Genomic DNA, 19,764 nt, shown 5'->3' with positions numbered 1-19,764 from the left:
GCCAGGAGGTTGCCGCGCGATGACCACGACACCCGAAGCGACCATCACCAGGGAGCGGGCGGGCCGGCCCGCGGCCCGCTGGTTCGACATCTGCTCCTACGCCGGCCTGACCCCCGAGCGGGGCGCCTGCGCGATGGTGGACGGCACGCAGGTGGCGATCTTCCGGGCCTTCGACGGGGCCCTGTACGCGCTGTCGAACCTCGACCCGTTCAGCGGCGCCCACGTGCTGTCGCGGGGGATCCTCGGCACCCGGGACGGGACGCCGACCGTCGCGTCCCCCATGTACAAGCAGGTGTTCGACCTGCGGACCGGGGTGTGCCTTGACGACCCCCGGGTGGCGCTGCCGACCTTCCCGGTCCGCCGCTCCGGGGACCGGGTGGAGGTGGCGCTCACCGATGAGCACCGGCAGTGAGCCGCTGGCCGGGTTCGCCGTCGGCGTGACCGCGGCCCGCCGCCACGAGGAGCTCGCGACGCTGCTGGAGCGGCGCGGGGCCAGGGTCGTGCCGGCCCCCGCGATCCGGCTGGTGCCGCTCGTGGACGACGACGAACTGCTGGACGCCACCCTGGCGTGCCTCGACGGGCCCCTCGACCACGTCGTCGTCACGACCGGGATCGGGTTCCGGGCGTGGCTGGAGGCCGCCGACGGGCACGGTATGCGGGACGCCCTCATCGCCCGGCTGGCCGGGACCGACATCGTGGCGCGGGGCCCGAAGGCGCGCGGCGCGATCCGGTCGGCGGGCCTGCAGGAGCGCTGGTCGCCGGAGTCGGAGGAGTGCTCCGAGGTGATCCGGCACCTGGTGGAGAAGGATCTGGACGGCGCGCGCGTGGCCGTGCAGCTGTACGGCGAGCGCCAGCCGGAGCTGGTCGACGCGCTGCGCGCCGCCGGCGCCGAGGTGATCGAGATCCCGGTGTACCGGTGGTCGCGCGCCGAGGACTCCACGCCGCTGCGCCGCCTCGTCGGGCAGGCGGTCGCGGGCACGATCGACGCGATCACCTTCACCAGCGCCCCCGCGGTCGCCGCGACGCTGGCCGTCGCCGCCGAGGACGACCTGGAGGAGGCACTGCTGGAGGCCATGCGCACCCACGTCGTGGCGGCGTGCGTCGGCCCGGTCACCGCGCAGGCGCTCACCGACCGCGGCGTCCCGACCGTCCAGCCCGAGCGCGCCCGGATCGGCGCGCTCGTGCGGGCCCTGGTCTCCGACCTGCCGCTGCGCCGGTCGCGCCGGCTGTCGGTGCGCGGGTTCTCGCTGGAGCTGCGCGGGCACGCCGTCGTCCTGGACGGCCAGCTGCGGCCGATCGCGCCCGCGCCCATGGCGATCCTGCGGGCCCTCGCGCGGCGCCCCGGGCACGTGGTGTCGCGGGCCGAGCTGTGCGGGGTCCTGCCGAGCCGGCTGGCCGCCGGGTCCGGATCGCGGGACGGCTGGGCGCGGGAGGCGCGGCCCCGGGAGGCCCGGCCGCAGGCCGACGAGCACGCGGTGGAGATGGCGGTGGCCCGGCTGCGGCGCGGCCTCGGCCGGCCCGGCATCGTCGAGACCGTCGTCAAGCGCGGCTACCGGCTGGCCTGCGACCCGCGGATCGTCGACCGGCTTCCGGCGGGCGCCGGTGGCTGAGCCCGGCGCCGGGGCGCCCGCGCTGCTGGCCGTGGCGCACGGCACCCGCGACCCGGCGGGGCCCGCGGCCGTGCGGGCGCTGCTCGACCGGGTGCGGGCGATGCGGCCGGGCCTGCGGGTGGCCGAGGCGTACGGCGAGCTCTCCCGCCCGTCGCTGGAGGAGGCGGCGGAGGGGCTGCGCGGCGGACCGGTGGTCGTGGTCCCGCTGCTGCTGGCGCGGGGGTACCACGCGCTGATCGACATCCCCGGCCGGGCGGGGCGGCTGCTGCCGGGGGCGGTGACGTCCCGGCCGCTCGGCCCGGACGCGCTGCTGGCCGGCGCGCTGGCCGCCCGGCTGGCCGAACTGGACCGGACTCCGCCGCACCGCCGGGACGCCGTCGTCCTCGGCGCGGCGGGGTCCGCCGACCCGGCGGGCGCGGCCGACGTGCGCGCGGCCGCCCGGCTGCTGGCGCGGCGGCTCGGGCGGCCCGTCCCGCACGGCTTCGTCGCGGCGGGCGGCCCGCCGCTGAACGAGGTCGTCGCGGGGCTGCGCGAAGGCGGCGCCCGCCGGGTCGCCGTGGCGTCCTACCTGCTGGCGCCCGGCCGGTTCCACGACCGGATGCGGGCGTGCGGCGCGGACTCGGTGGCGGCGCCGCTGGGCGCGCACGGCGCGATGGCCCGGGTCGTCCTGCGCCGCTACGACGAGGCGCTGCTCCCGCTCGCGACGTCGGCGTCGGCCCGCTGACCTGGTTCGTCCGCCGCGCCCGGCCCGTCCTGCTCCGGCGGGGCGGGCGCGTCGGCGAACCGGTCGTCGTGGTGGGCGAGGACCCGCAGCAGCAGCTCCTTGAACAGGCGCGTCTCGCCGGGGGACAGCGCCCCGAACAGGGTCTCGTCGAGGCGGGCGCGGTCGTCCAGGCACGCGCCGAGGAACAGCCGCCCGTGCTCGGTGGCGTCCAGCGCGTACCGGCGCCGGTCCCGCGGGTCGCGGCGCCGCCGGACGTGCCCGGCCCCCTCCAGCGCGTCCACGATGCCGACGAGGTCGCCGGCGTCCATGCGCAGCCGCTCGGCGACCTGGCGCTGCGACAGCGGCCCGTGCCGGACCACGCACGACAGGACCAGCAGGTACGGCAGCCTCGGCTGGCCGGGGGACAGCCGGGCGGAGGTGCGCCGCACGAGCCGGCCCGTCTCGAACAGCAGGTAGACGGGCGACTCGCACAGGGGATCGGGCCGGTCGTCCACGACTGCTCCCTCTGGGCTCTTGGCAAGCCCTATTTCTCTTGACCTGAGAGATAGGTTATCCCTACCGTTGGATGGCCCAAAATATGGGTGTTCGCTCCAATCGCGGAGGGGAGGCCCCATGCCGGACGGGGGACCGGCCGTCGAGGTCGACGGCCTGACGAAGAGGTTCGGCGAAGTGGAGGCCGTGCGGGGGATCGACTTCACCGTGCGGTCGGGGGAGATCTTCGGTTTCCTCGGCCCGAACGGCGCGGGCAAGTCCACGACGATCAACATGCTGTGCACCCTGCTGCGCCCGAGCGGCGGCAGCGCGCGGGTCGCCGGGTTCGACGTGGTGCGCGAGCGCGACGCCGTCCGCCGCAACATCGGGCTGGTCTTCCAGGACCCGACGGTCGACGGCTACCTGTCGGGCGAGCAGAACCTGCGCTTCCACGCCGAGCTGTACGGGGTGCCGCGCGCCGTGACGGCCGCCCGGATCCGGCAGGTGCTGGAGATGGTCAACCTGTGGGACCGGCGCCGCGACCTGGTGCAGACCTACTCCGGCGGGATGAAGCGCCGCCTGGAGATCGCGCGCGGGCTGCTGCACTCGCCGCGGGTGCTGTTCCTGGACGAGCCGACCGTCGGCCTGGACCCGCAGACCCGGGCGTCGATCTGGGAGTACATCCGGCAGCTGCAGGCCGCCGAGGAGATCACGATCTTCATGACGACGCACTACATGGACGAGGCCGAGTTCTGCGAGCGCATCGCGATCATGGACTCGGGGCGGATCGTCGCGCTCGACACCCCCGAGGCGCTCAAGGCCGGCGTCGGCAAGGACCGGATCCGCATCCAGACCGCCGACGACGGGGCCGCGATCGCCGCGCTGAAGGACCGCTTCGGGCTGGAGGCCGTCGTCTCGGAGGGCGCGGTCGCGTTCCCGGTGGCCTCCGGCGAGGCTTTCGTGCCGCGCCTGTTCGCCGAGCTGGGCGTCCCGATCAGGTCGGTGAACGTGGCGCGGCCGTCCCTGGACGACGTGTTCATGTCCTTCACCGGCACCACGATCCGCGACGCCGAGGCCTCGGCGAGCGACGGCATGCGCGTCGCGATGCGCGCGATGAGGAGGTGACGATGGCGAGCACGGCCGAGAGGGCGGCGGCGGGCGCCGAGGTCGTCCGGGTGCGGGTGCCCGAGCGCGGCCTGCGGCAGGACCTGCGCGCCGTGAAGATCGTCCTGCACCGGGAGCTGATCAGGTTCTGGCGCGACAAGCTGCGGATGGTGTCCGGGCTGGTCCAGCCGGTGCTGTGGCTGCTGGTCATGGGCACCGGGCTGTCCAACCTGATGGCCAGCGGCGGCGGCGCCGCGGGGGCCGTCGACCTGAAGACCTTCATCTTCCCCGGCGTGTGCGCGATGTCGGTGATGTTCACCGCGATGTTCTCCGCCGGGTCGATCGTGTGGGACCGCGAGTTCGGGTTCCTGCGCGAGATGCTCGTCGCGCCGGTCAGCCGCAGCGCCATCGTCGTCGGCAAGTGCGTGGGGGGCGCCCTGGTGGCGACCCTGCAGGGCGCGGTGATCGTGTCGCTGGCGGGCCTGGCCGGCGTCCCCTACGACCCGGGGCTGCTGCTGGAGCTGCTCGGCCTGATGTTCATCGGGGCGTTCGCGCTGACCGGGTTCGGCGTCATGATGGCCGCGCGGATCACCAGCATGCAGTCGTTCTTCGGCCTCATGCAGATGGCGATGATGCCGATGATGTTCCTGTCCGGGGCCCTGTACCCGCTGAGCGGGCTCCCGGCGTGGCTGACCGTGCTGACCCGGTTCAACCCGCTCACCTACGCCGTCGATCCGCTGCGGCACGCGGTGTTCTCCCGCCTGGACGTCTCGCCGGAGCTGATGCGGACGTTCGACCCCGGCGTCACCTGGGGCGGCTGGGTGGTGCCGATCTGGCTGGAGGTCCTTCTCGTCCTCGGCATGGGCGTGGGCCTGATGGGCGTGGCCATCCTGCAGTTCCGCCGCGCCGACTGACGGAACGCAGAAGGGCCCGCGTGACCGTGGCGGTCACGCGGGCCCTCCGCTTGCCGGGCCTGCGACGGGTCAGACGGCGAAGTCCAGCAGCGGCCGGGCGTTGCTGGGGTGCCGCAGCTTGGACAGCGACTCCTTCTCCAGCTGCCGGATCCGCTCGCGGGTCAGCCCGAGGGCCTTGCCGATCTCGTCCAGCGTGCGCGGCGTCCCGTCGTACAGCCCGAACCGCATCGCCATGATCTTGGCTTCGCGCGGGGACAGGATGTCGAGGGTGCGGCGCAGCTGGTCGGCCATGAGCTGGCGGTCCACCAGCTCCGAGGCCTCGGGGCTGTCGGTGTCCTCGATGAGGTCGCCGATGCGGGTCTCGCCGTCCTCGCCGATGGTGGAGTCCAGGCTGATCGGCTGGCGGCTGGTGCGCAGCAGCTCGCGGACCTGCTCGGGGCTCTTGTCCAGCTCGGCGGCCAGTTCCTCGGGGGTGGGCTCGCGGCCGAGCCGCTGGTGCATGTCGCGCTCGACGCGGCTCAGCTTGCTGAGCATCTCCAGCACGTGGACGGGCAGCCGGATCGTGCGGGCCGAGTCGGCGAAGCCGCGCTGGATCGCCTGGCGGATCCACCACATGGCGTAGGTGGAGAACTTGTAGCCCTTGGAGTAGTCGAACTTCTCCACGGCGCGGATCAGGCCGAGGTTGCCCTCCTGGACGACGTCCAGCAGCGACAGGCCGCGGTCGGAGTACTTCTTGGCGACCGACACCACGAGCCGGAGGTTGGCCTCCAGCATGTGGGCCTTGGCGCGGCGGCCGTCGGCGGCGACCCATTCCAGGTCGGCGCGCAGGGCGGGGGAGAGGTCCTCGGTCTCCAGCTTGTGCTCGGCGTACAGGCCGGCCTCGATCCGCTTGGCGAGGTCGACCTCCTGCTCGGCGGTCAGGAGCTGGCGGCGCCCGATGGCCTTGAGGTAGGTGTGGACGGAGTCGCCCATCGTGGTCGACTGGTCGTCCAGGTCGGCGGAGGTCTCCTCGACCTCGACCTCGGTGACCTCGAACCCCTCCTCGACCGGGGCGTCGCCCTGCCCGCCCGAACGCGGCGCGGCGCCGGCGGGCTTGGCGGTCCGCTTGGCGGCGCCCCTGCGGGCGGCGCGCCTCTTGGCGGCGCCGGCGGAGGTGTCCTGGGCGGTCTCCCCACCGTCGTGGTCGGCGGCCGCGGCCATCTTGCGGACGGCGTCGGACTCGCCCGCCAGGCTGATGCCGGCCTCGGACAGCTCGCGCAGGATGGAGCGGCCCTGGGCCGGGCTGATGCCGGCGGTCTCGAAGGCCCCCCTCACCTCGTCGAGCGAGAGGCGCCCTTGGGCGCGGCCACGCTTCAGGAGGTCGTTGAGCGCGGGGCTCGGCGACTCCGTGAGCGGGGTCTCGACGGCGCTTCGCGGCATGGGGACACCCCCCTCCCTTCGGTGTGTGAGTGCGGCGCTGGATTGTGTTCGCTCGTGGCGCACGCACTTAACGGAACGTCGCAGGACGGGCCTGTTGTTCCCGGCCCCATCGCCGGGCGGCGCTCCGCCGGGGGATCGTGAAGGAGCGATCCAGACGGTCGTGGTGCCCGCAGCCAGCGGTTTCACACCCGCCGAACCGCTCCGTTCCTACCTTACTTCGTAAAGGCCCCGGGTCGGCGACGACGTGAGAAAGGCCACTACGCCTCCGGACTCTTGGGCCGCAATGTCCGACCATAACGCGCGATGACGCGTTCGCGCAGCTCAGGGTCGTCGCGGGGGACCGGTTCGAGGAAGACCTCGTCGATCTCCTCGTGCGCGGCGCGCAGGTCGCGGGCCATCCGGACGCAGGCCCGCTCGACCTCGGCGGCGGTGAGGGAGTCGCGGAAGTCGAGCCGGGCGCAGACCAGGACGCGGTCGGCGCCGAAGGTCACCGTGACGATGTCGACGACCCACTCCACCTCGGGCGCCCCGCCGAGGCGCGCGCGGACGTCGGCGACGATCCGCGGGTCGGCCTGCGAGCCGATCAGCAGGTTCAGGTTGATCCGGCCGAGGACGAGCGCGACGGCGGTCAGCAGCACGCCGATGAGCAGCGAGCCCACGGCGTCCCAGGTCGCCGACCCGGTGAGCTGGTGCAGGCCGAGGCCGCCGAACGCGATGACCAGGCCGACGAGGGCCGCCGAGTCCTCCAGCAGGACGCTGACCGCGGTGGGCTCGTCGGTGCGGCGGATGTAGGCGCGCAGCGGCAGGTCCTCCGCCCGCGCGGCGGCCCGGACCTGCCGGACGGCCTGCTGCCACGAGACCGCCTCCAGCACGAACGCCACCCCCAGCACGGCGTACCCGACGATCGTGCCGGACTCGGCGGCGCCCCGGTGCCCGGTGAGCGTCTGGATCCCCTGGTAGAAGGAGAACAGCGCGCCCATCCCGAAGATCGCGACGGCGACGAGCAGGGTCCAGATGTAGCGCTCCTTGCCGTAGCCGAGCGGGTGGCGGCGGTCGGCGGGGCGCCCGCTGCGGCGCAGCCCCACCAGCAGCAGCACCTCGTTGAAGGTGTCGGCGATCGAGTGCGCGGCCTCGGCGGCCATCGACGCCGACCCGGTGATGAGCGCGGCGACGACCTTGGCGACGGCGATACCGAGATTGGCGGCGAACGCCAGCGCGACGGTCAGGCGGCTCTCGTCGTGCGATCCGCCGTCCCGCCGCTCTTCGACCTGTCGCCCGCCGCTTTGTGCCGCCATGATCCGTCCTCTGCCCAGGGGGTCGCCGTGCCATGCGCGGGCCGGATGGTGCTCCGCGGTCCGGCCGTCAGTGCTCGGGGCTCAGTGCGCGGGGGCGCGGAGCCGGGCGCGGTCGGGCTTGCCGGACGCCAGCAGCGGGATGGCGTCCACCAGCTCCAGCTCGCGCGGCGCGGCGTACGGGGGCATCGTCTCGCGGACGAACGCGCGCAGCTCGGTCAGTTCCGGCAGGCCGGACGCCGCGGGGACGACGACGGCGGTGACCCGCTCGCCCCACTCGGGGTCGGGCCGGCCGACCACGACGACGTCGCGGACCTTCGGGTGCCGCGACAGCACGGTGGCGATCTCCCCCGCGACGACCTTCTCGCCACCGGTGTTGATCACGTCGTCCAGGCGGCCGCGGACGCGGAGCCGGCCGTCCTCGACGGCGCCGAGGTCCTGGGTGAGGAACCACTCGCCGTCCCGGGCGGCGGCGGTCAGCTCGGGCCGCAGCCGGTAGCCGGTGAACAGCGACGGGCCGGCGAGGCGGATCCGGCCGCCGTCGCCGAGCGCGACGCGCATGCCGTCCAGGGGCGTGCCGTCGTAGACGCAGCCGCCGCACGTCTCGCTCATCCCGTAGGTGGTGAGCACGCGGGCGCCCCGCCCCCGCGCCTCGGCCAGCAGGCCGGGCGGGGCGGCGGCGCCGCCGAGGACGATCGCGCCGAGCCGCGACAGGTCGGCGCCGATGTCCAGCAGCCGGCGCAGCTGGGTGGGGACGAGGGAGAGGTGGAACCCGCCGGCCTCGGCGACGGCGGCGGCGTCGAAGCGGGGCGCGATGACCGGGTCGGTGCCGGCGACGAGGGCGCGGACCAGGACCTGGACGCCGGAGATGTGGCTGGTGGGCAGGCAGCACAGCCACCGGTCGCCGGGCCCGGCCTCGATGCGGGCGAGGGTGCCGGCGGCGGAGTGGCGCAGCGCGCCGGCCGACAGCTCGACGAACTTGGGGGCGCCGGTGGACCCGGAGGTGGCGATCAGGACGGCCGTGTCGGCGCCGACGGGCGCGTGCCCGGCGGCGGGGGAGTGCGGGACGACGCCGTCGGCCGTCTCGACCGCGTCCGGCGCCAGGGCGTCGAGGAGTCCGCGCAGCGCGGCCTCGGGCAGGTCGGGGGAGAGAGGGGAGATCGCGGGGCCGCCGTCCAGGGCGTCGGCCAGGGCTCGCAGCAGGCGGGGGCCGGGCGGCAGGACGACGGCGTGCAGAGGGCGATCCATGATCTCATCAGCGTAGACGACCCCGCTGAACGCGTTCAAACGCGGGGCCGGTTGAATGGAGCCCGAGCGCCGCGCCCCGGCCGCGGCGCGGTCGCCCGACGGAGAGGAAGACATGGTCTCGGAGCTGTTCGACGCGGACGCCTGGAAAGAGGTCGAGGGGTTCGGCTTCACCGACATCACCTACCACCGGGCCGTCGACCACGGGACGGTGCGGGTGGCGTTCAACCGCCCCGAGGTGCGCAACGCGTTCCGTCCGCACACGGTGGACGAGCTGTACCGGGCGCTGGACCACGCGCGCATGTCCAGCGACATCGGCTGCGTGCTGCTGACGGGCAACGGGCCGTCGCCCAGGGACGGCGGCTGGGCGTTCTGCTCGGGCGGGGACCAGCGGATCCGCGGCAAGGACGGCTACAAGTACGCCGAGGGCGAGACGTCCGACACGATCGACCCGGCGCGGGCGGGGCGGCTGCACATCCTGGAGGTGCAGCGGCTGATCCGGTTCATGGGCAAGGTCGTCATCTGCGTGGTGCCGGGCTGGGCGGCCGGGGGCGGGCACAGCCTGCACGTGGTGTGCGACCTGACACTCGCCAGCCGGGAGCACGCGCGCTTCAAGCAGACCGACGCGGACGTGGCGAGCTTCGACGGCGGCTTCGGGTCGGCGTACCTGGCGCGGCAGGTGGGGCAGAAGTTCGCCCGGGAGATCTTCTTCCTGGGCGACACCTACGACGCCGAGGCCGCCCACCGCATGGGCATGGTGAACGCCGTCGTCCCGCACGCCGAGCTCGAGGCGACGGCCCTGGAGTGGGCGCGGAAGGTCAACGGCAAGAGCCCGACGGCGCAGCGCATGCTGAAGTACGCCTTCAACCTCATCGACGACGGCCTCGTGGGCCAGCAGGTCTTCGCCGGCGAGGCGACCCGCCTGGCCTACGGCACCGACGAGGCCGCCGAGGGCCGGGACTCCTTCCTGGAGAAGCGCACCCCCGACTGGTCGCGTTTCCCCTGGCACTACTGACAGTCCGATCCCCGCACTCCGGCCGGACGGCTCGCGCCTGCCCTTGGTCGACGGTGCATGCGGGTGCGGCCAGGCGGTGACCTGACCCCCGCGAACCGGTGGCCGCGGCGCGATCCGGCGCGGGGGAGCGGGTGCGGCGGACATGAACGGGTCGGGGCGGCGTTGCCCGTCACCATTCGATACGTTCTCGGTGGTACTACTAAGGGTCCGAGCGCACGGTGTGATCCGGAAATGCCGTGATTGACGGTCAGGGGGTCGGCGGGTGCGGGTGTACTCCATCCCGATGCGGACGCGGTTCCGCGGCGTGACGCGGCGGGAGGGCGCACTGCTCCAGGGTCCCGCCGGCTGGGGGGAGTTCTCGCCGTTCGCCGAGTACGGTCCCGCCGAGTGCGCCCGCTGGCTGGCCGCGGCGCGCGAGGCCGCGACACTGGGCTGGCCCGCCCCCGTCCGCGACCGCGTCCCGGTGAACGCGACGATCCCGGCGGTCGGCCCGGAGCGGGCGTTCGAGATGGCGCGGGAGTCCGGCTGCCGGACCGCGAAGGTGAAGGTCGCCGAGCGCGGCCAGACCGACGCCGACGACATGGCGCGGGTCGAGGCGGTGCGCGCGGCGCTCGGACCGCAGGGCAGGATCCGGGTCGACGCGAACGGCGCCTGGGACGTCGACCGCGCCGCGCGGATGGTCCGGTCGCTGGACCGGTGGGAGCTGGAGTACGCCGAGCAGCCCTGCGCGACGCTCGAGGAACTGGCGGCGGTGCGGCGGCGGGTGGACGTGCCGATCGCCGCGGACGAGTCGATCCGCCGTGCCGAGGACCCGCTGAAGGTGCGTGCGGCGGACGCCGCCGACGTGGCGGTGCTGAAGGTGCAGCCGCTCGGCGGGGTCGCGGCGTCGCTGCGGGTCGCGGAGGCGTGCGGGCTGCCGGTGGTGGTGTCGAGCGCGGTGGAGACGTCGGTGGGGCTGGCGGCGGGGGTGGCGCTGGCCGCCGCGCTGCCGGAGCTGCGGTACGCGTGCGGGCTGGGGACGCTGTCGCTGCTGGAGGGCGACGTCGTGCGCGACCCGCTGCGTCCGGTCGCGGGGGAGATCGAGGTGCGCCGGCCGGTGGTGGACGAGGAGGCGCTGCGCCGCTGGGAGGCGCCGAGCGCGCCCTGGCGGGAACGGGCGCTCGCCGCGCAGGCCCATCTGGACGGCCCCGCGGTGGTCGAGGTGGCACGGTGAACCCGGCGACCGCGCTGGCGACCGTCCTGGTCGACGAACTGGTGCGCTGCGGGATGACCGACGCGGTGCTGGCGCCGGGATCGCGGTCGGCGCCGCTGGCGCTGGCGCTGCACGCGGCCGAGGAGGCGGGCCGCCTCCGGCTGCACGTGCGGATCGACGAGCGGTCGGCGTCGTTCCTAGGGCTCGGCATGGCGAAGCGGTCGGGGCGCCCGGTGGCGCTGGTGTGCACGTCGGGCACGGCGGCGGCGAACTTCCATCCGGCGGTGGTCGAGGCGCACGAGTCCGGCGTCCCGCTCATCGTGATCACGGCGGACCGGCCGCCGGAGCTGCGCGACACGGGTGCGAACCAGACGATCGACCAGGTGAAGCTGTACGGGACGGCGGTGCGGTGGAGCACCGAGATCGGCGTCCCGGAGAACCGGCCGGGGATGGTGGCGTACTGGCGCTCGCTGGTGAGCCGCGCGTGGGGGCTGGCGCAGGCGCCCGTCGCGGGGCCGGTGCACATGAACGCGGCGTTCCGCGAGCCGCTGATCCCCGACGGCGACGAGACGTGGTGCGAGCCCCTCGACGGGGACGCGACCGGCGCGTGGACGAAGGTGCGTCCGGCGACGCCCGGCTCGGTGCTGCACGTCCCGCCGACGCGGCGCGGCGTCCTGGTGGTGGGGGACGGCGCCGTGAACGTCAAGCGGTACGTGGCGGCCGCGTCGATGGCCGGCTGGCCCGTCCTCGCCGAACCGAACGGCAACGCCCGCTACGGTGACCACGCCCTGTCGTCGCACCATTTCCTGCTGGGCGTCCCGGAGTTCGTGGAGAGGCACCGCCCCGAGGTGGTGGTGACGCTGGGCAAGCCGGGCCTGTCGCGCCCGCTGCTGTCGCTGCTGCGCCGTGCCGAGGAGCACATCGTGCTGGCGCCGGATCTGGCGCACTGGCCCGACCCGGTCCGCTCGGCGACGCAGGTGGCGCCCGACGTCGAGATCCCGGTGGTGTCGGGCGACGACACGTGGCTGAAGTCGTGGCGGTCCGCCGACCAGGCCGCCGCCGCTGCGGTGGACGCGGTCCTGGACGCCGTGCCCGAGGTGAGCGAGCCGCGGCTGGCCCGCGACCTGGTCGCGGCGCTGCCGGGCGGGTCGCTGCTGTTCACGGCGGCGAGCATGCCGATCCGCGACCTGGACCAGGTGATGCGGCCGCGCCGCGGCATCCGGATCATGGCCAACCGGGGCGCGAGCGGCATCGACGGGCTGGTGTCGACCGCGATCGGCGCGGCGCTGGTGCACAGCGGGCGCTCCTACGCCCTCCTGGGCGACCTGGCGTTCCTGCACGACCAGAACGGCCTGATCGTGGGGCCGCGGGACCGCCGTCCCGACCTGGCGATCGTCGTGGTGAACAACCAGGGCGGCGGGATCTTCTCGCTGCTGCCGCAGGCGGCGCTGCGCGGCCCGTTCGAGCGGGTCTTCGGCACCCCGCACCAGGTCGACCTGGAGGCGGTCGCCGCCGCGCACGGCGTCCCGTACCGGCGGCTCGGCACCGCGGCGGAGCTGCCGAAGGCGCTGGCGGGGGAGGGGCTGCGGATCATCGAGGCCCGCACCGACAGGGAAGCGAACGCGGCCCTGCACGCCGACCTCCGCAAGGCCGCGCAGGCGGCCGTCCGCGACATCCTCACCTGACCTGCGAGAACCCGGGCGACCACGCAACGGCGGCATCCCCGGCATTTACTTCAACATTCAAATTACAATGTAAAGGCCCTGGGTTGGGTGCACACAATCTCCCAATATCCACAAAAACAAACCCCACACCTAGAGGAAGGCCCGGCGGCCGAGAGGGAACCGGCTTGGTCGCGCGTCTTGGCCTACGTTTTCCTGAGGCCCTGGACCATGGGCTCGCGAGGGGCGAGCGATGGCTCGGGTATGTCTGCTCGGTGCGGAGGTCAGCCGAGGAGGCGTTCGCGGAGGGCGTCGGTGTCCTCGGTGGTCCAGCCGTGTCCGGCGAGCCAGCCCAGGGTCCCGCCGTGCTCCTCGTCGACGCGGGTGAAGAGCTTCTCCATGATGGCGGCGTGGGGCCGGTGGCTGTCGGCGGGGCGGGAGTCGAGGTCGGCGGCGTAGGTGTCGCTGGCGCGCAGCCGCCGCAGGATCGCTTCGAGGCGCTCGCCCGTCTGGGCGTAGTCGGCGACGATCGCCTCGCGGGTGACGCCGGCCACGTCGAGGGCGAGGGCGCAGACGACGCCGGTGCGGTCCTTGCCGGCGGCGCAGTGGACGAGCGCGGACCCGTCGGTGCGGGTCATGACGCGCAGGGCGGCGACGACGGAGTCGCCCCGGTCGGCGAGGTAGCCGAGGTAGTGGCCGGTGGAGCGGTCCTGTTCGGGGCCGTCGGATGCGCGCTCCTGCCAGGGGAGGGCTTTGGCGACGTCGGCGGCGACGTCGGTGTGGCGGCCGCCTTCGGCGAACAGCGACAGCTGGTGGATCGTCACGGACGGGACGCGGGTGAGAGGACCGGGCCCCTCGAGGCGGACTTCAGCGTCGCTGCGCAGGTCGATGATGTTCTTGAGGGCGTAGTCGTCCAGGAGGAGCCGGACATCGGCGACGGACAGGTCCTGGAGGTTGTCGGACCGGAGAACGCGTCCGCGCCGGGTGGTGCGGCCGTCGACCGTGGGGAGGCCCCCGAGGTCGCGGGCGTTGACGGCGCCGTCCAGTTCGATCCACCGAGAGTCGTCGTCCATGACTTGTGACCCTATATGGAGGCCCTTTCCCGGCTTCGGTGCAGGGTCCCGGTTCCGCCGCTGGTCGCTCGGGCGGGTGGGAGGGCCGCGCGGTACCGGGACCTGGGAGCCAGGTGGTGAATGGCTCCGCAGCGGGGCGACCGGGCGGTCTCACACTCCGTAGTTTTCGAGGCGTCTTCATCCGCGCCCCGCGCGGTGTCCCGTCCTCCGGTGATTGGAGCCTCGATGCCCGCTACCCTGTCCGCCCCGTCCCGACCGTCCGAGCGGTCGGCCGGCAGTGATTTCGCCCCGCTGGCGCGGCGCGTCCGCGGGAGCGGTCTGCTCGACCGTCGGCGCGGGTACTACGCGTGGGCGATCGGGCTGAACCTGGCGGCCACCGCGGCGGTGTGGGCGGCGGTCGCGTGGGCGGGGGACAGTTGGTGGACGGTGCTGCTGGGCGTCCCGCTGGCGGTGCTGTCGGCGCGGACGGCGTTCCTCGGGCATGACGCGGGGCACCGGCAGATCGCGCGGAGCGCGCGGGGGAACCGGTGGTTGGGGTTGCTGCTTGGGAACCTGCTGCTGGGCATGGGGCATGGGTGGTGGAACGACAAGCACAACCGGCATCACGCGAATCCGAACCATGTCGGCAAGGACCCCGACGTGGGGGAGGGCGTGCTGGCGTGGACGAGTGAGCAGGCGCAGAGCAAGCGGGGTGCGCTGCGGTGGGTGGCGCGGCACCAGGCCGCGCTGTTCTTTCCGCTGCTGACGCTGGAGGGCCTGAACCTGAAGGTGGGGAGCCTGATGTTCCTGCGGGGGCGGGCTCGCCGGGACCAGGTCCTGGAGGGTGGTCTGCTGGTCCTTCACGCGGTGGGGTACCTGGGGCTGGCGTTCGCGTTGCTGCCGGTGGGGCAGGCGCTGGCGCTGGTCGCGGTTCAGCACGCGGTGTTCGGGGTGCATCTCGGTGCGGTGTTCGCGCCCAACCACAAGGGGATGGCGATGCCGGAGCCGGGGGAGCGGTGGGGGCATCTGCGGCGGCAGGTGCTGACGTCGCGGAACGTGCGGGGCGGTCTGGCGACGGACTGGCTGATGGGCGGCTTGAACTACCAGATCGAGCATCACCTGTTCCCGGGTGTTCCGCGGTGCAACCTGCGGGCGCTGCGGCCGCTGGTGCGTGAGCACTGCGCGGCGGTGGGGCTGCCGTACGCGGAGACGGGGCTGGTGGAGTCGTACCGGTTGGCGCTGGGTCACATGCGGGAGGTCGGGGAGCCGCTGCGGTAGCGCGGGGCTATGCTCCGGGCCATGCCCGAGGGACACACGATCCACCGTCTGGCCGCCGAGCATCAGCGGATGTTCGGCGGCCTCGCCGTCGCCGCCACGAGTCCCCAGGGGAGGTTCGCCGAGGGTGCGCGCCAGTTGGACGGGCGGGTGCTGTCGTCGGCGGACGCGCACGGCAAGCATCTGCTGCTGGGGTTCGAGGACGAGCGGACGCTGCATGTGCATCTCGGCATCTACGGCAAGTACGTGTTCGGGGAGGGGCCGGCTCCGGCTCCGGTCGGGATGGTGCGGCTGCGGCTGGAGGGCGGCGGGGGTTTCGCGGACCTGCGGGGGCCCAATGCGTGCGAGCTGCTGGAGCCGGGGGAGGTGAAGCTGCTGCGCGACCGGCTGGGGCCGGATCCGCTGCGGGGGGACGCCGATCCGGAGGCGGCGTGGCGGCGGATCAGCCGGGCGCGGACGCCGATCGCGGTGCTCTTGATGGATCAGTCGGTGGTGGCGGGGCCGGGGAACATCTACCGGGCGGAGGTGCTGTTCCGGCAGGGGATCGATCCGCGGCTGCCGGGGCGGCGGTTGAGTGCGGGGCAGTGGCGGGCGGTGTGGGACGACCTGGTGGAGTTGATGGCGGCGGGGGTGCGTGCGGGGCGGATCGACACGGTGCGCCCGGAGCACATGCCGGAGGCGATGGGGCGTCCGCCGCGGGTGGACGGTCATGGCGGTGAGGTGTACGTGTACCGGCGTGCGGGCCTGCCGTGCCTGGTGTGCGGGACGGCGGTGGCGACGGCGGAGCTGGCGTCGCGGAACCTGTTCTGGTGCCCGGGGTGCCAGCCGTCGGCGGTGTGAGGCGCGGAAATCCGCTTGAAGCGGGGCCGGGTGGACGTGGCAGGCTTGCGCGGTGATCGTTGAGCTGTCCCCCGCCTATCTGACCTGGGCTGAGGTGGATCCTGCCCTTCATCCTTTCGACGCCGCGGCCGCGGCGCGGGTGGTGCGTTCGCTCGGTCCGGCCCGGCGAGTGCCGCGCCGCCCTGAGGTTCCCCCCGCTGATTCGGCGATGCGTGCTTGGGATCGCGAGGTGGCCGAGCCCTGGGCGGACGCTATGTCTCACGCCCTTGTCGAGTGCTACGGCCGTTGGGTCGTGGGCTGGCGCTGGGCGCATGACGAGGGGGACTTCGACGGCGGGCCGGTCGGGAACTGGTGCTGTCCGCGGGACTCGATCACCAGCCCGGAGGAGACGCTCGCCCGTGTGGTCGCGGCGCTGTGCGAGTGGCGTGAGTGGCTGGAGAGTCTGGCCGGATGGTTCGAGGCGTACCCGTTGGAGCTGTCCGCCGTCGAGGACCAGCGGATTCTGTGGGAGCGCGCCGCTCGGAACCTGATCCTGCAGGTGGTCGACCGCACCGGCTGCGGCAGCGGCTGGTACGGGCACTGCATGCAGGTGCTCACCTGGTTCCTCAGCCACTGGGGAGTTGCTGGGGACGTGGCGGGGGGTCTGGTCGACGACGCGATCGGCGGGCGGTTCGAGAGCTGGACCGGTCCCGACGCGGTGGTGGTCGAGGACGTCGCGGAAAAGCTTGCGCGGTCGCTGCGGCCGGATGACGGCGTGCGGTCCGCCGGCGTGCGGTCCGCCGGCGGCGTTCCGGACCATTTGGGGCGCTGGCTCGCGGTGCGCGAGGCCGTGCCGTGGCCGGAGGGGCCGGCCCATGGCGCGGAGGAGCCGGTGGCCTCGTCGCGTGACGGCGCCGCGGAGGACATCCGGGCCTTCGACGGCGCCGTGGATCCTGCCCGTGCCGAGGGTCTGCTCGCCGCTCTGGAGCGGGTGCGGGCCGACGCTGCGCACGGCGCTTCGCTCGACTTCGAGTTGCTCAGCGGGTGGCAGCAGCACGTCCTGGGCACTGCGGAGCCGCCGCCGTTCCGCAGCCTGCCCGCGTTCGCCAAGGGGGGCAGGGAGCGCTACGGCATCGGGCCGGATACTCGCGCACGCTTTGACGCCTGTTTGGCCGAGAGTGCGGCGGGTGGTGAGCGGTCCTTGGCGTTGACCGCCCGCGCTGCGCGCGCCTATCTGGACGTCTGCTTCTTCCATCCTTTCGACGACGGCAACGCTCGGTGCGCCTTCCTCGCCCTCCTGTTCGTCCTTGCTCGTGAGGGCGTCGTGCTCAGCGGCGTCAGCCTGCTTCGCCGCATCACCTTTCAGGCCGACAGTCCCGGGGACGCTCTGAGGCTCGCCAGGTACATCGACGTCCATCTCACGGAGACGCGACGTAGGGCTGCTCTCGGCTCTTAGCCGTGTGGAGCGCGCGGCGGAGTGGCCGCCTGGTCGGCGCTCGTCAGCCGTCGGCGGGGGTGTAGCGGGCGGTGATGGCGCGGGCGGTGGCGGCGATCATGTCGCGGAGGTGCGGGGGGTCGACGACCTCGACGTCGGCGCCGAGTTTGAGGAATTCGACGTGGGCGTGGCGGACGGACTCGATGGGGAGGGTGGCGTGGACCCAGCCGTCGGGTCCGGGCGGGGTGGCGGTGTCGAGGGCGGCGCGGGCCATGGTGGGCGGGAGGAGGATCTGGGAGCGGGTGAGGCCGTCGGGTGAGAGCTTGACGGTGGCGTGTTCGCGGTAGGCGTCGGCTTCGAAGCGTTCGGCGTAGGCGGCCCAGTAGGCGGCGAGGTCGAAGCCGTGGGGGCGGTCGAAGTGGCCGGGCAGGGCGCGCAGGGTGAGGACGCGTGAGACGCGGTAGGTGCGGGGGGCGTCGGCGGTGCCGTCGGCGGGCGCGTCGGGGTGGGGTGCGGGGTGAGGGTCGGGTGCGGGGTCGGCGGCGCGGGCGATGAGGTACCAGGTGCCGGCTTTGAGGACGACGCCGAGGGGGTCGAGGGTGCGGGTGACCTGCTGGGGGCGGCGCCAGCGGCGGTAGAGCACCTCGATGCGGTGCTGGTTCCAGACGGCGTCGGCGATGGCGTGCAGGTGGGGGACTTCGTCGGGGGAGCGGAACCAGCCGGGGGCGTCGAGGTGGAAGCGTTCGCGGATGCGGGCGGCGCGGCTGCGCAGGTCGGGTGGGAGGGCGGCCATGAGTTTGAGTTCGGCGGCGAGGACGTCGCCGAGGCCGAGTTGGGAGGCGGGGCCGGGCAGGGCCGAGAGGGTGAGGGATTCGGCTTCGGTGGCGGTGAGGCCGGTGAGCCGGGTGCGGTAGCCGTTGAGGAGGCGGTAGCCGCCGTCGGGGCCGCGGTCGGCGTAGACGGGGACTCCGGCGGCGCTGAGGGATTCGACGTCGCGGTAGACGGTGCGGACGGACACTTCGAGTTCGGCGGCCAGTTCGCGGGCGGTCATGCGTTCCCTGGTCTGCAGGAGCAGCAGGAGGGACAGCAGCCGGCTCGCGCGCATGGGTCCAGTGTGCCGGGGGCGGTGGTCAGCCGTGGAGGGCGTACTGCATGGGGCGGAACTTGGTGCGGGCTTCGGCGAGTTCGGCGTCGGGGTCGGAGTCGGCGACGATGCCGCAGCCGGCGAACAGGCGGGCGCGGGTCCCGTCGATCTCGGCGCAGCGCAGGGCGATGCCCCATTCGCCGTCGCCGCGGGCGTCGACCCAGCCGACGGGGCCGGCGTAGCGGCCGCGGTCCATGCCCTCGAGTTCGCGGATGAGGTCCATGGCGGTGTCGGTGGGGGTGCCGCAGACGGCGGGGGTGGGGTGCAGGGCGGCGACGACGTCGAGGACGGAGCGGTCGGCGGCGAGGCGTCCGCGCAGGGGGGAGGCGAGGTGCAGGACGTTGGGGAGGGTGAGCAGTTCGGGCTGGTCGGGGACGGTGAGGCGGGCGCAGAGGGGGGTGAGGGCGTCGCGGACCATCTCGGCGGCGTAGCGGTGTTCTTCGCGGTCCTTGGCGGAGGCGAAGAGGCGGGCGGCGCGGGCCTGGTCGTCGGCGGGGGTGTCGCCGCGGGCGGTGGTGCCGGCGAGGACGAGGGATTCGATGTCGCCGCCGGTGCGGCGGATGAGGAGTTCGGGGGTGGCGCCGACCATGCCGGCGCAGGAGAAGGTGTAGCAGCCGGGGAAGCGCGCGGCGAGGCGCTGGAGGAGGACGCGGGCGTCGATGGGGGTGTCGGCGCGGACGGTGAGGTCGCGGGCGAGGACGACTTTGCCGAGGTGGCCGGTGCGGCCGGTCTGCTCGGTCTGGTCGGCGGCGCGGGGCGGCGGTGGGGCGAGGTGGCCGCGGCGGATGCGGTCGACGGCGGTGGCGACGGCGTGCTTCCAGGCGTCCTCGGTGAGGGCGCCGTCGCTCCAGCGCAGGCCGGTGGGGGCCTGGGGCGGGTGGGCGAGGGCGAGGGGGTCGGTGTCGTCGCCGATGGTGGTGAGCCAGGCGCGGCCGTCGCGGCGGCCGAGGATGCGCTGGGGGACGATGAGGGTGGAGTCGGGGGATTTGGGGTCGAAGCCGAAGGTGCCGAAGGCGACGGGTCCGGAGCCGGGGACGTCGACGGGGTCGTCGACGGCGGCGGCGCCGAACAGGTCGTGGAGCAGGCGGGCGGCGGCGTCGAAGCGGTCGTCGCCGCCGGGGAGGGTGAGGCGGGCGGCTTCGCCCCAGCCGACGATTCCCTCGCCGTGGCGGATCCAGGCCAGCGCGGACGGGTGCGGAAGCCGCGCGATGAGGTCGCCCGGGTCGGGGATCGGGACGGTGCGGACGGTGAGTCGGTCCGGTGCTGTCACGGCGAGCTTCACGTGAGCCACTGTACGCCAGATTTGAACCTGTTCAAACGGGCGGGGTGGCGGGGGGTCGTGAGGCGTGCGCCACATCGGGTCCGCGGCGGGGGCGGCCGGTGGCGGGCGGG

Annotated in this window: 18 protein-coding genes; 11 read left to right on the top strand and 7 right to left on the bottom strand. The window is 74.0% G+C overall.

The annotated features are described in order from the left end of the window. The first annotated feature begins 19 nt into the window (after positions 1 to 19). Genes nirD through ABWI07_RS39725 form a run of 3 tightly spaced genes read left to right on the top strand, consistent with a single transcriptional unit; the run spans position 20 to position 2,334 of the window. The gene (nirD, locus tag ABWI07_RS39735; RefSeq protein ID WP_149258526.1) at positions 20 to 412 is read left to right on the top strand and encodes a nitrite reductase small subunit NirD; all 393 of its coding nucleotides are present in this window, start codon (positions 20 to 22) and stop codon (positions 410 to 412) included. Then, positions 396 to 1,610 carry a uroporphyrinogen-III synthase gene (locus ABWI07_RS39730; RefSeq protein ID WP_353821676.1) on the top strand — a complete coding sequence of 405 codons (1,215 nt, stop codon included), beginning with the start codon at positions 396 to 398 and terminating at the stop codon, positions 1,608 to 1,610. Before nirD ends, ABWI07_RS39730 begins: the two co-directional genes overlap by 17 nt. Further along, entirely contained in the window at positions 1,603 to 2,334 is a 732-nt protein-coding gene (locus ABWI07_RS39725) for a sirohydrochlorin chelatase (protein ID WP_353821675.1), read from the top strand. The genes ABWI07_RS39730 and ABWI07_RS39725 overlap by 8 nt, the downstream gene beginning before the upstream one ends. Here ABWI07_RS39725 and ABWI07_RS39720 read toward each other — a convergent pair. After that, positions 2,286 to 2,828, bottom strand: coding sequence for a MarR family winged helix-turn-helix transcriptional regulator (locus ABWI07_RS39720; RefSeq protein WP_353821674.1), 543 nt, complete (start codon positions 2,826 to 2,828; stop codon positions 2,286 to 2,288). The two genes, ABWI07_RS39725 and ABWI07_RS39720, sit on opposite strands and share 49 nt — an antisense overlap. Positions 2,829 to 2,946: 118 nt before the next feature. On the opposite strand from ABWI07_RS39720, the gene ABWI07_RS39715 reads away from it, so the two are divergent. Continuing rightward, the gene (locus tag ABWI07_RS39715) at positions 2,947 to 3,930 is read left to right on the top strand and encodes an ATP-binding cassette domain-containing protein (RefSeq protein ID WP_149258522.1); all 984 of its coding nucleotides are present in this window, start codon (positions 2,947 to 2,949) and stop codon (positions 3,928 to 3,930) included. A 2-nt stretch (positions 3,931 to 3,932) separates the two neighbouring features. Then, positions 3,933 to 4,823 (top strand): ABC transporter permease, encoded by an 891-nt coding sequence (locus ABWI07_RS39710; RefSeq protein ID WP_149258521.1) that lies wholly within the window; start codon positions 3,933 to 3,935, stop codon positions 4,821 to 4,823. Between the two features lie 69 nt (positions 4,824 to 4,892). On the opposite strand, the gene ABWI07_RS39705 is transcribed toward ABWI07_RS39710, so the two are convergent. The 3 genes from ABWI07_RS39705 to ABWI07_RS39695 all read right to left on the bottom strand — a co-directional run bounded on the left by ABWI07_RS39705 (position 4,893) and on the right by ABWI07_RS39695 (position 8,782). Next, positions 4,893 to 6,242 carry an RNA polymerase sigma factor gene (locus ABWI07_RS39705; RefSeq protein ID WP_149258520.1) on the bottom strand — a complete coding sequence of 450 codons (1,350 nt, stop codon included), beginning with the start codon at positions 6,240 to 6,242 and terminating at the stop codon, positions 4,893 to 4,895. Between the two features lie 257 nt (positions 6,243 to 6,499). After that, complete coding sequence (locus ABWI07_RS39700; RefSeq protein WP_149258519.1) at positions 6,500 to 7,537, bottom strand: cation diffusion facilitator family transporter; 1,038 nt, start codon at positions 7,535 to 7,537, stop codon at positions 6,500 to 6,502. A gap of 81 nt (positions 7,538 to 7,618) precedes the next feature. After that, positions 7,619 to 8,782: an AMP-binding protein gene (locus ABWI07_RS39695; protein WP_353821673.1), complete on the bottom strand. Its 1,164-nt coding sequence runs from the start codon at positions 8,780 to 8,782 to the stop codon at positions 7,619 to 7,621. Between the two features lie 112 nt (positions 8,783 to 8,894). On the opposite strand from ABWI07_RS39695, the gene ABWI07_RS39690 reads away from it, so the two are divergent. The 3 genes from ABWI07_RS39690 (at position 8,895) to menD (ending at position 12,671) form a co-directional block, all read left to right on the top strand. Next, positions 8,895 to 9,794 (top strand): 1,4-dihydroxy-2-naphthoyl-CoA synthase, encoded by a 900-nt coding sequence (locus ABWI07_RS39690; protein ID WP_149258517.1) that lies wholly within the window; start codon positions 8,895 to 8,897, stop codon positions 9,792 to 9,794. A gap of 262 nt (positions 9,795 to 10,056) precedes the next feature. Continuing rightward, positions 10,057 to 11,007, top strand: a complete 951-nt coding sequence (locus ABWI07_RS39685; protein WP_353821672.1) for an o-succinylbenzoate synthase — start codon at positions 10,057 to 10,059, stop codon at positions 11,005 to 11,007. Next, positions 11,004 to 12,671, top strand: coding sequence for a 2-succinyl-5-enolpyruvyl-6-hydroxy-3-cyclohexene-1-carboxylic-acid synthase (gene menD, locus ABWI07_RS39680; RefSeq protein WP_149258515.1), 1,668 nt, complete (start codon positions 11,004 to 11,006; stop codon positions 12,669 to 12,671). Before ABWI07_RS39685 ends, menD begins: the two co-directional genes overlap by 4 nt. A gap of 260 nt (positions 12,672 to 12,931) precedes the next feature. Here the strand turns inward: menD and ABWI07_RS39675 are convergent, their stop codons facing one another. Next, positions 12,932 to 13,720: a tyrosine-protein phosphatase gene (locus tag ABWI07_RS39675; protein ID WP_149258514.1), complete on the bottom strand. Its 789-nt coding sequence runs from the start codon at positions 13,718 to 13,720 to the stop codon at positions 12,932 to 12,934. Positions 13,721 to 13,945: 225 nt separating this feature from the next. Here ABWI07_RS39675 and ABWI07_RS39670 point away from each other — a divergent pair, with 225 nt between their 5' ends. The 3 genes from ABWI07_RS39670 to ABWI07_RS39660 are packed head-to-tail and all read left to right on the top strand — an operon-like array spanning position 13,946 to position 17,249. Continuing rightward, positions 13,946 to 14,977, top strand: coding sequence for a fatty acid desaturase family protein (locus ABWI07_RS39670; protein ID WP_353821671.1), 1,032 nt, complete (start codon positions 13,946 to 13,948; stop codon positions 14,975 to 14,977). A gap of 21 nt (positions 14,978 to 14,998) precedes the next feature. Further along, the gene (locus tag ABWI07_RS39665; RefSeq protein WP_149258512.1) at positions 14,999 to 15,814 is read left to right on the top strand and encodes an Fpg/Nei family DNA glycosylase; all 816 of its coding nucleotides are present in this window, start codon (positions 14,999 to 15,001) and stop codon (positions 15,812 to 15,814) included. A gap of 52 nt (positions 15,815 to 15,866) precedes the next feature. After that, positions 15,867 to 17,249 (top strand): hypothetical protein, encoded by a 1,383-nt coding sequence (locus ABWI07_RS39660; protein WP_353821670.1) that lies wholly within the window; start codon positions 15,867 to 15,869, stop codon positions 17,247 to 17,249. A gap of 43 nt (positions 17,250 to 17,292) precedes the next feature. Here the strand turns inward: ABWI07_RS39660 and ABWI07_RS39655 are convergent, their stop codons facing one another. Together ABWI07_RS39655 and ABWI07_RS39650 are read right to left on the bottom strand one after the other, a co-directional pair. Beyond that, positions 17,293 to 18,333, bottom strand: a complete 1,041-nt coding sequence (locus ABWI07_RS39655) for a helix-turn-helix transcriptional regulator (protein ID WP_149258510.1) — start codon at positions 18,331 to 18,333, stop codon at positions 17,293 to 17,295. Between the two features lie 25 nt (positions 18,334 to 18,358). Then, positions 18,359 to 19,654, bottom strand: coding sequence for an isochorismate synthase (locus tag ABWI07_RS39650; protein WP_353821669.1), 1,296 nt, complete (start codon positions 19,652 to 19,654; stop codon positions 18,359 to 18,361). Positions 19,655 to 19,764 lie beyond the last annotated feature (110 nt).

Source organism: Actinomadura sp. NPDC000600 (assembly GCF_040492135.1).
Taxonomy (GTDB): domain Bacteria; phylum Actinomycetota; class Actinomycetes; order Streptosporangiales; family Streptosporangiaceae; genus Spirillospora.
This window is presented reverse-complemented; position numbering and strand designations above follow the sequence as displayed.

Excerpts from the sequence above, each read along its gene's own strand:
- ABWI07_RS39695 (WP_353821673.1), bottom strand. The coding sequence starts at position 8,782 with ATGGATCGCCCTCTGCACGCCGTCGTCCTGCCGCCCGGCCCCCGCCTG.
- ABWI07_RS39665 (WP_149258512.1), top strand. The coding sequence starts at position 14,999 with ATGCCCGAGGGACACACGATCCACCGTCTGGCCGCCGAGCATCAGCGG.
- ABWI07_RS39710 (WP_149258521.1), top strand. The coding sequence starts at position 3,933 with ATGGCGAGCACGGCCGAGAGGGCGGCGGCGGGCGCCGAGGTCGTCCGG.
- ABWI07_RS39675 (WP_149258514.1), bottom strand. The coding sequence starts at position 13,720 with ATGGACGACGACTCTCGGTGGATCGAACTGGACGGCGCCGTCAACGCC.
- ABWI07_RS39690 (WP_149258517.1), top strand. The coding sequence starts at position 8,895 with ATGGTCTCGGAGCTGTTCGACGCGGACGCCTGGAAAGAGGTCGAGGGG.
- ABWI07_RS39730 (WP_353821676.1), top strand. The coding sequence starts at position 396 with ATGAGCACCGGCAGTGAGCCGCTGGCCGGGTTCGCCGTCGGCGTGACC.
- ABWI07_RS39705 (WP_149258520.1), bottom strand. The coding sequence starts at position 6,242 with ATGCCGCGAAGCGCCGTCGAGACCCCGCTCACGGAGTCGCCGAGCCCC.
- ABWI07_RS39700 (WP_149258519.1), bottom strand. The coding sequence starts at position 7,537 with ATGGCGGCACAAAGCGGCGGGCGACAGGTCGAAGAGCGGCGGGACGGC.
- ABWI07_RS39655 (WP_149258510.1), bottom strand. The coding sequence starts at position 18,333 with ATGCGCGCGAGCCGGCTGCTGTCCCTCCTGCTGCTCCTGCAGACCAGG.
- ABWI07_RS39670 (WP_353821671.1), top strand. The coding sequence starts at position 13,946 with ATGCCCGCTACCCTGTCCGCCCCGTCCCGACCGTCCGAGCGGTCGGCC.
- ABWI07_RS39715 (WP_149258522.1), top strand. The coding sequence starts at position 2,947 with ATGCCGGACGGGGGACCGGCCGTCGAGGTCGACGGCCTGACGAAGAGG.
- nirD (WP_149258526.1), top strand. The coding sequence starts at position 20 with ATGACCACGACACCCGAAGCGACCATCACCAGGGAGCGGGCGGGCCGG.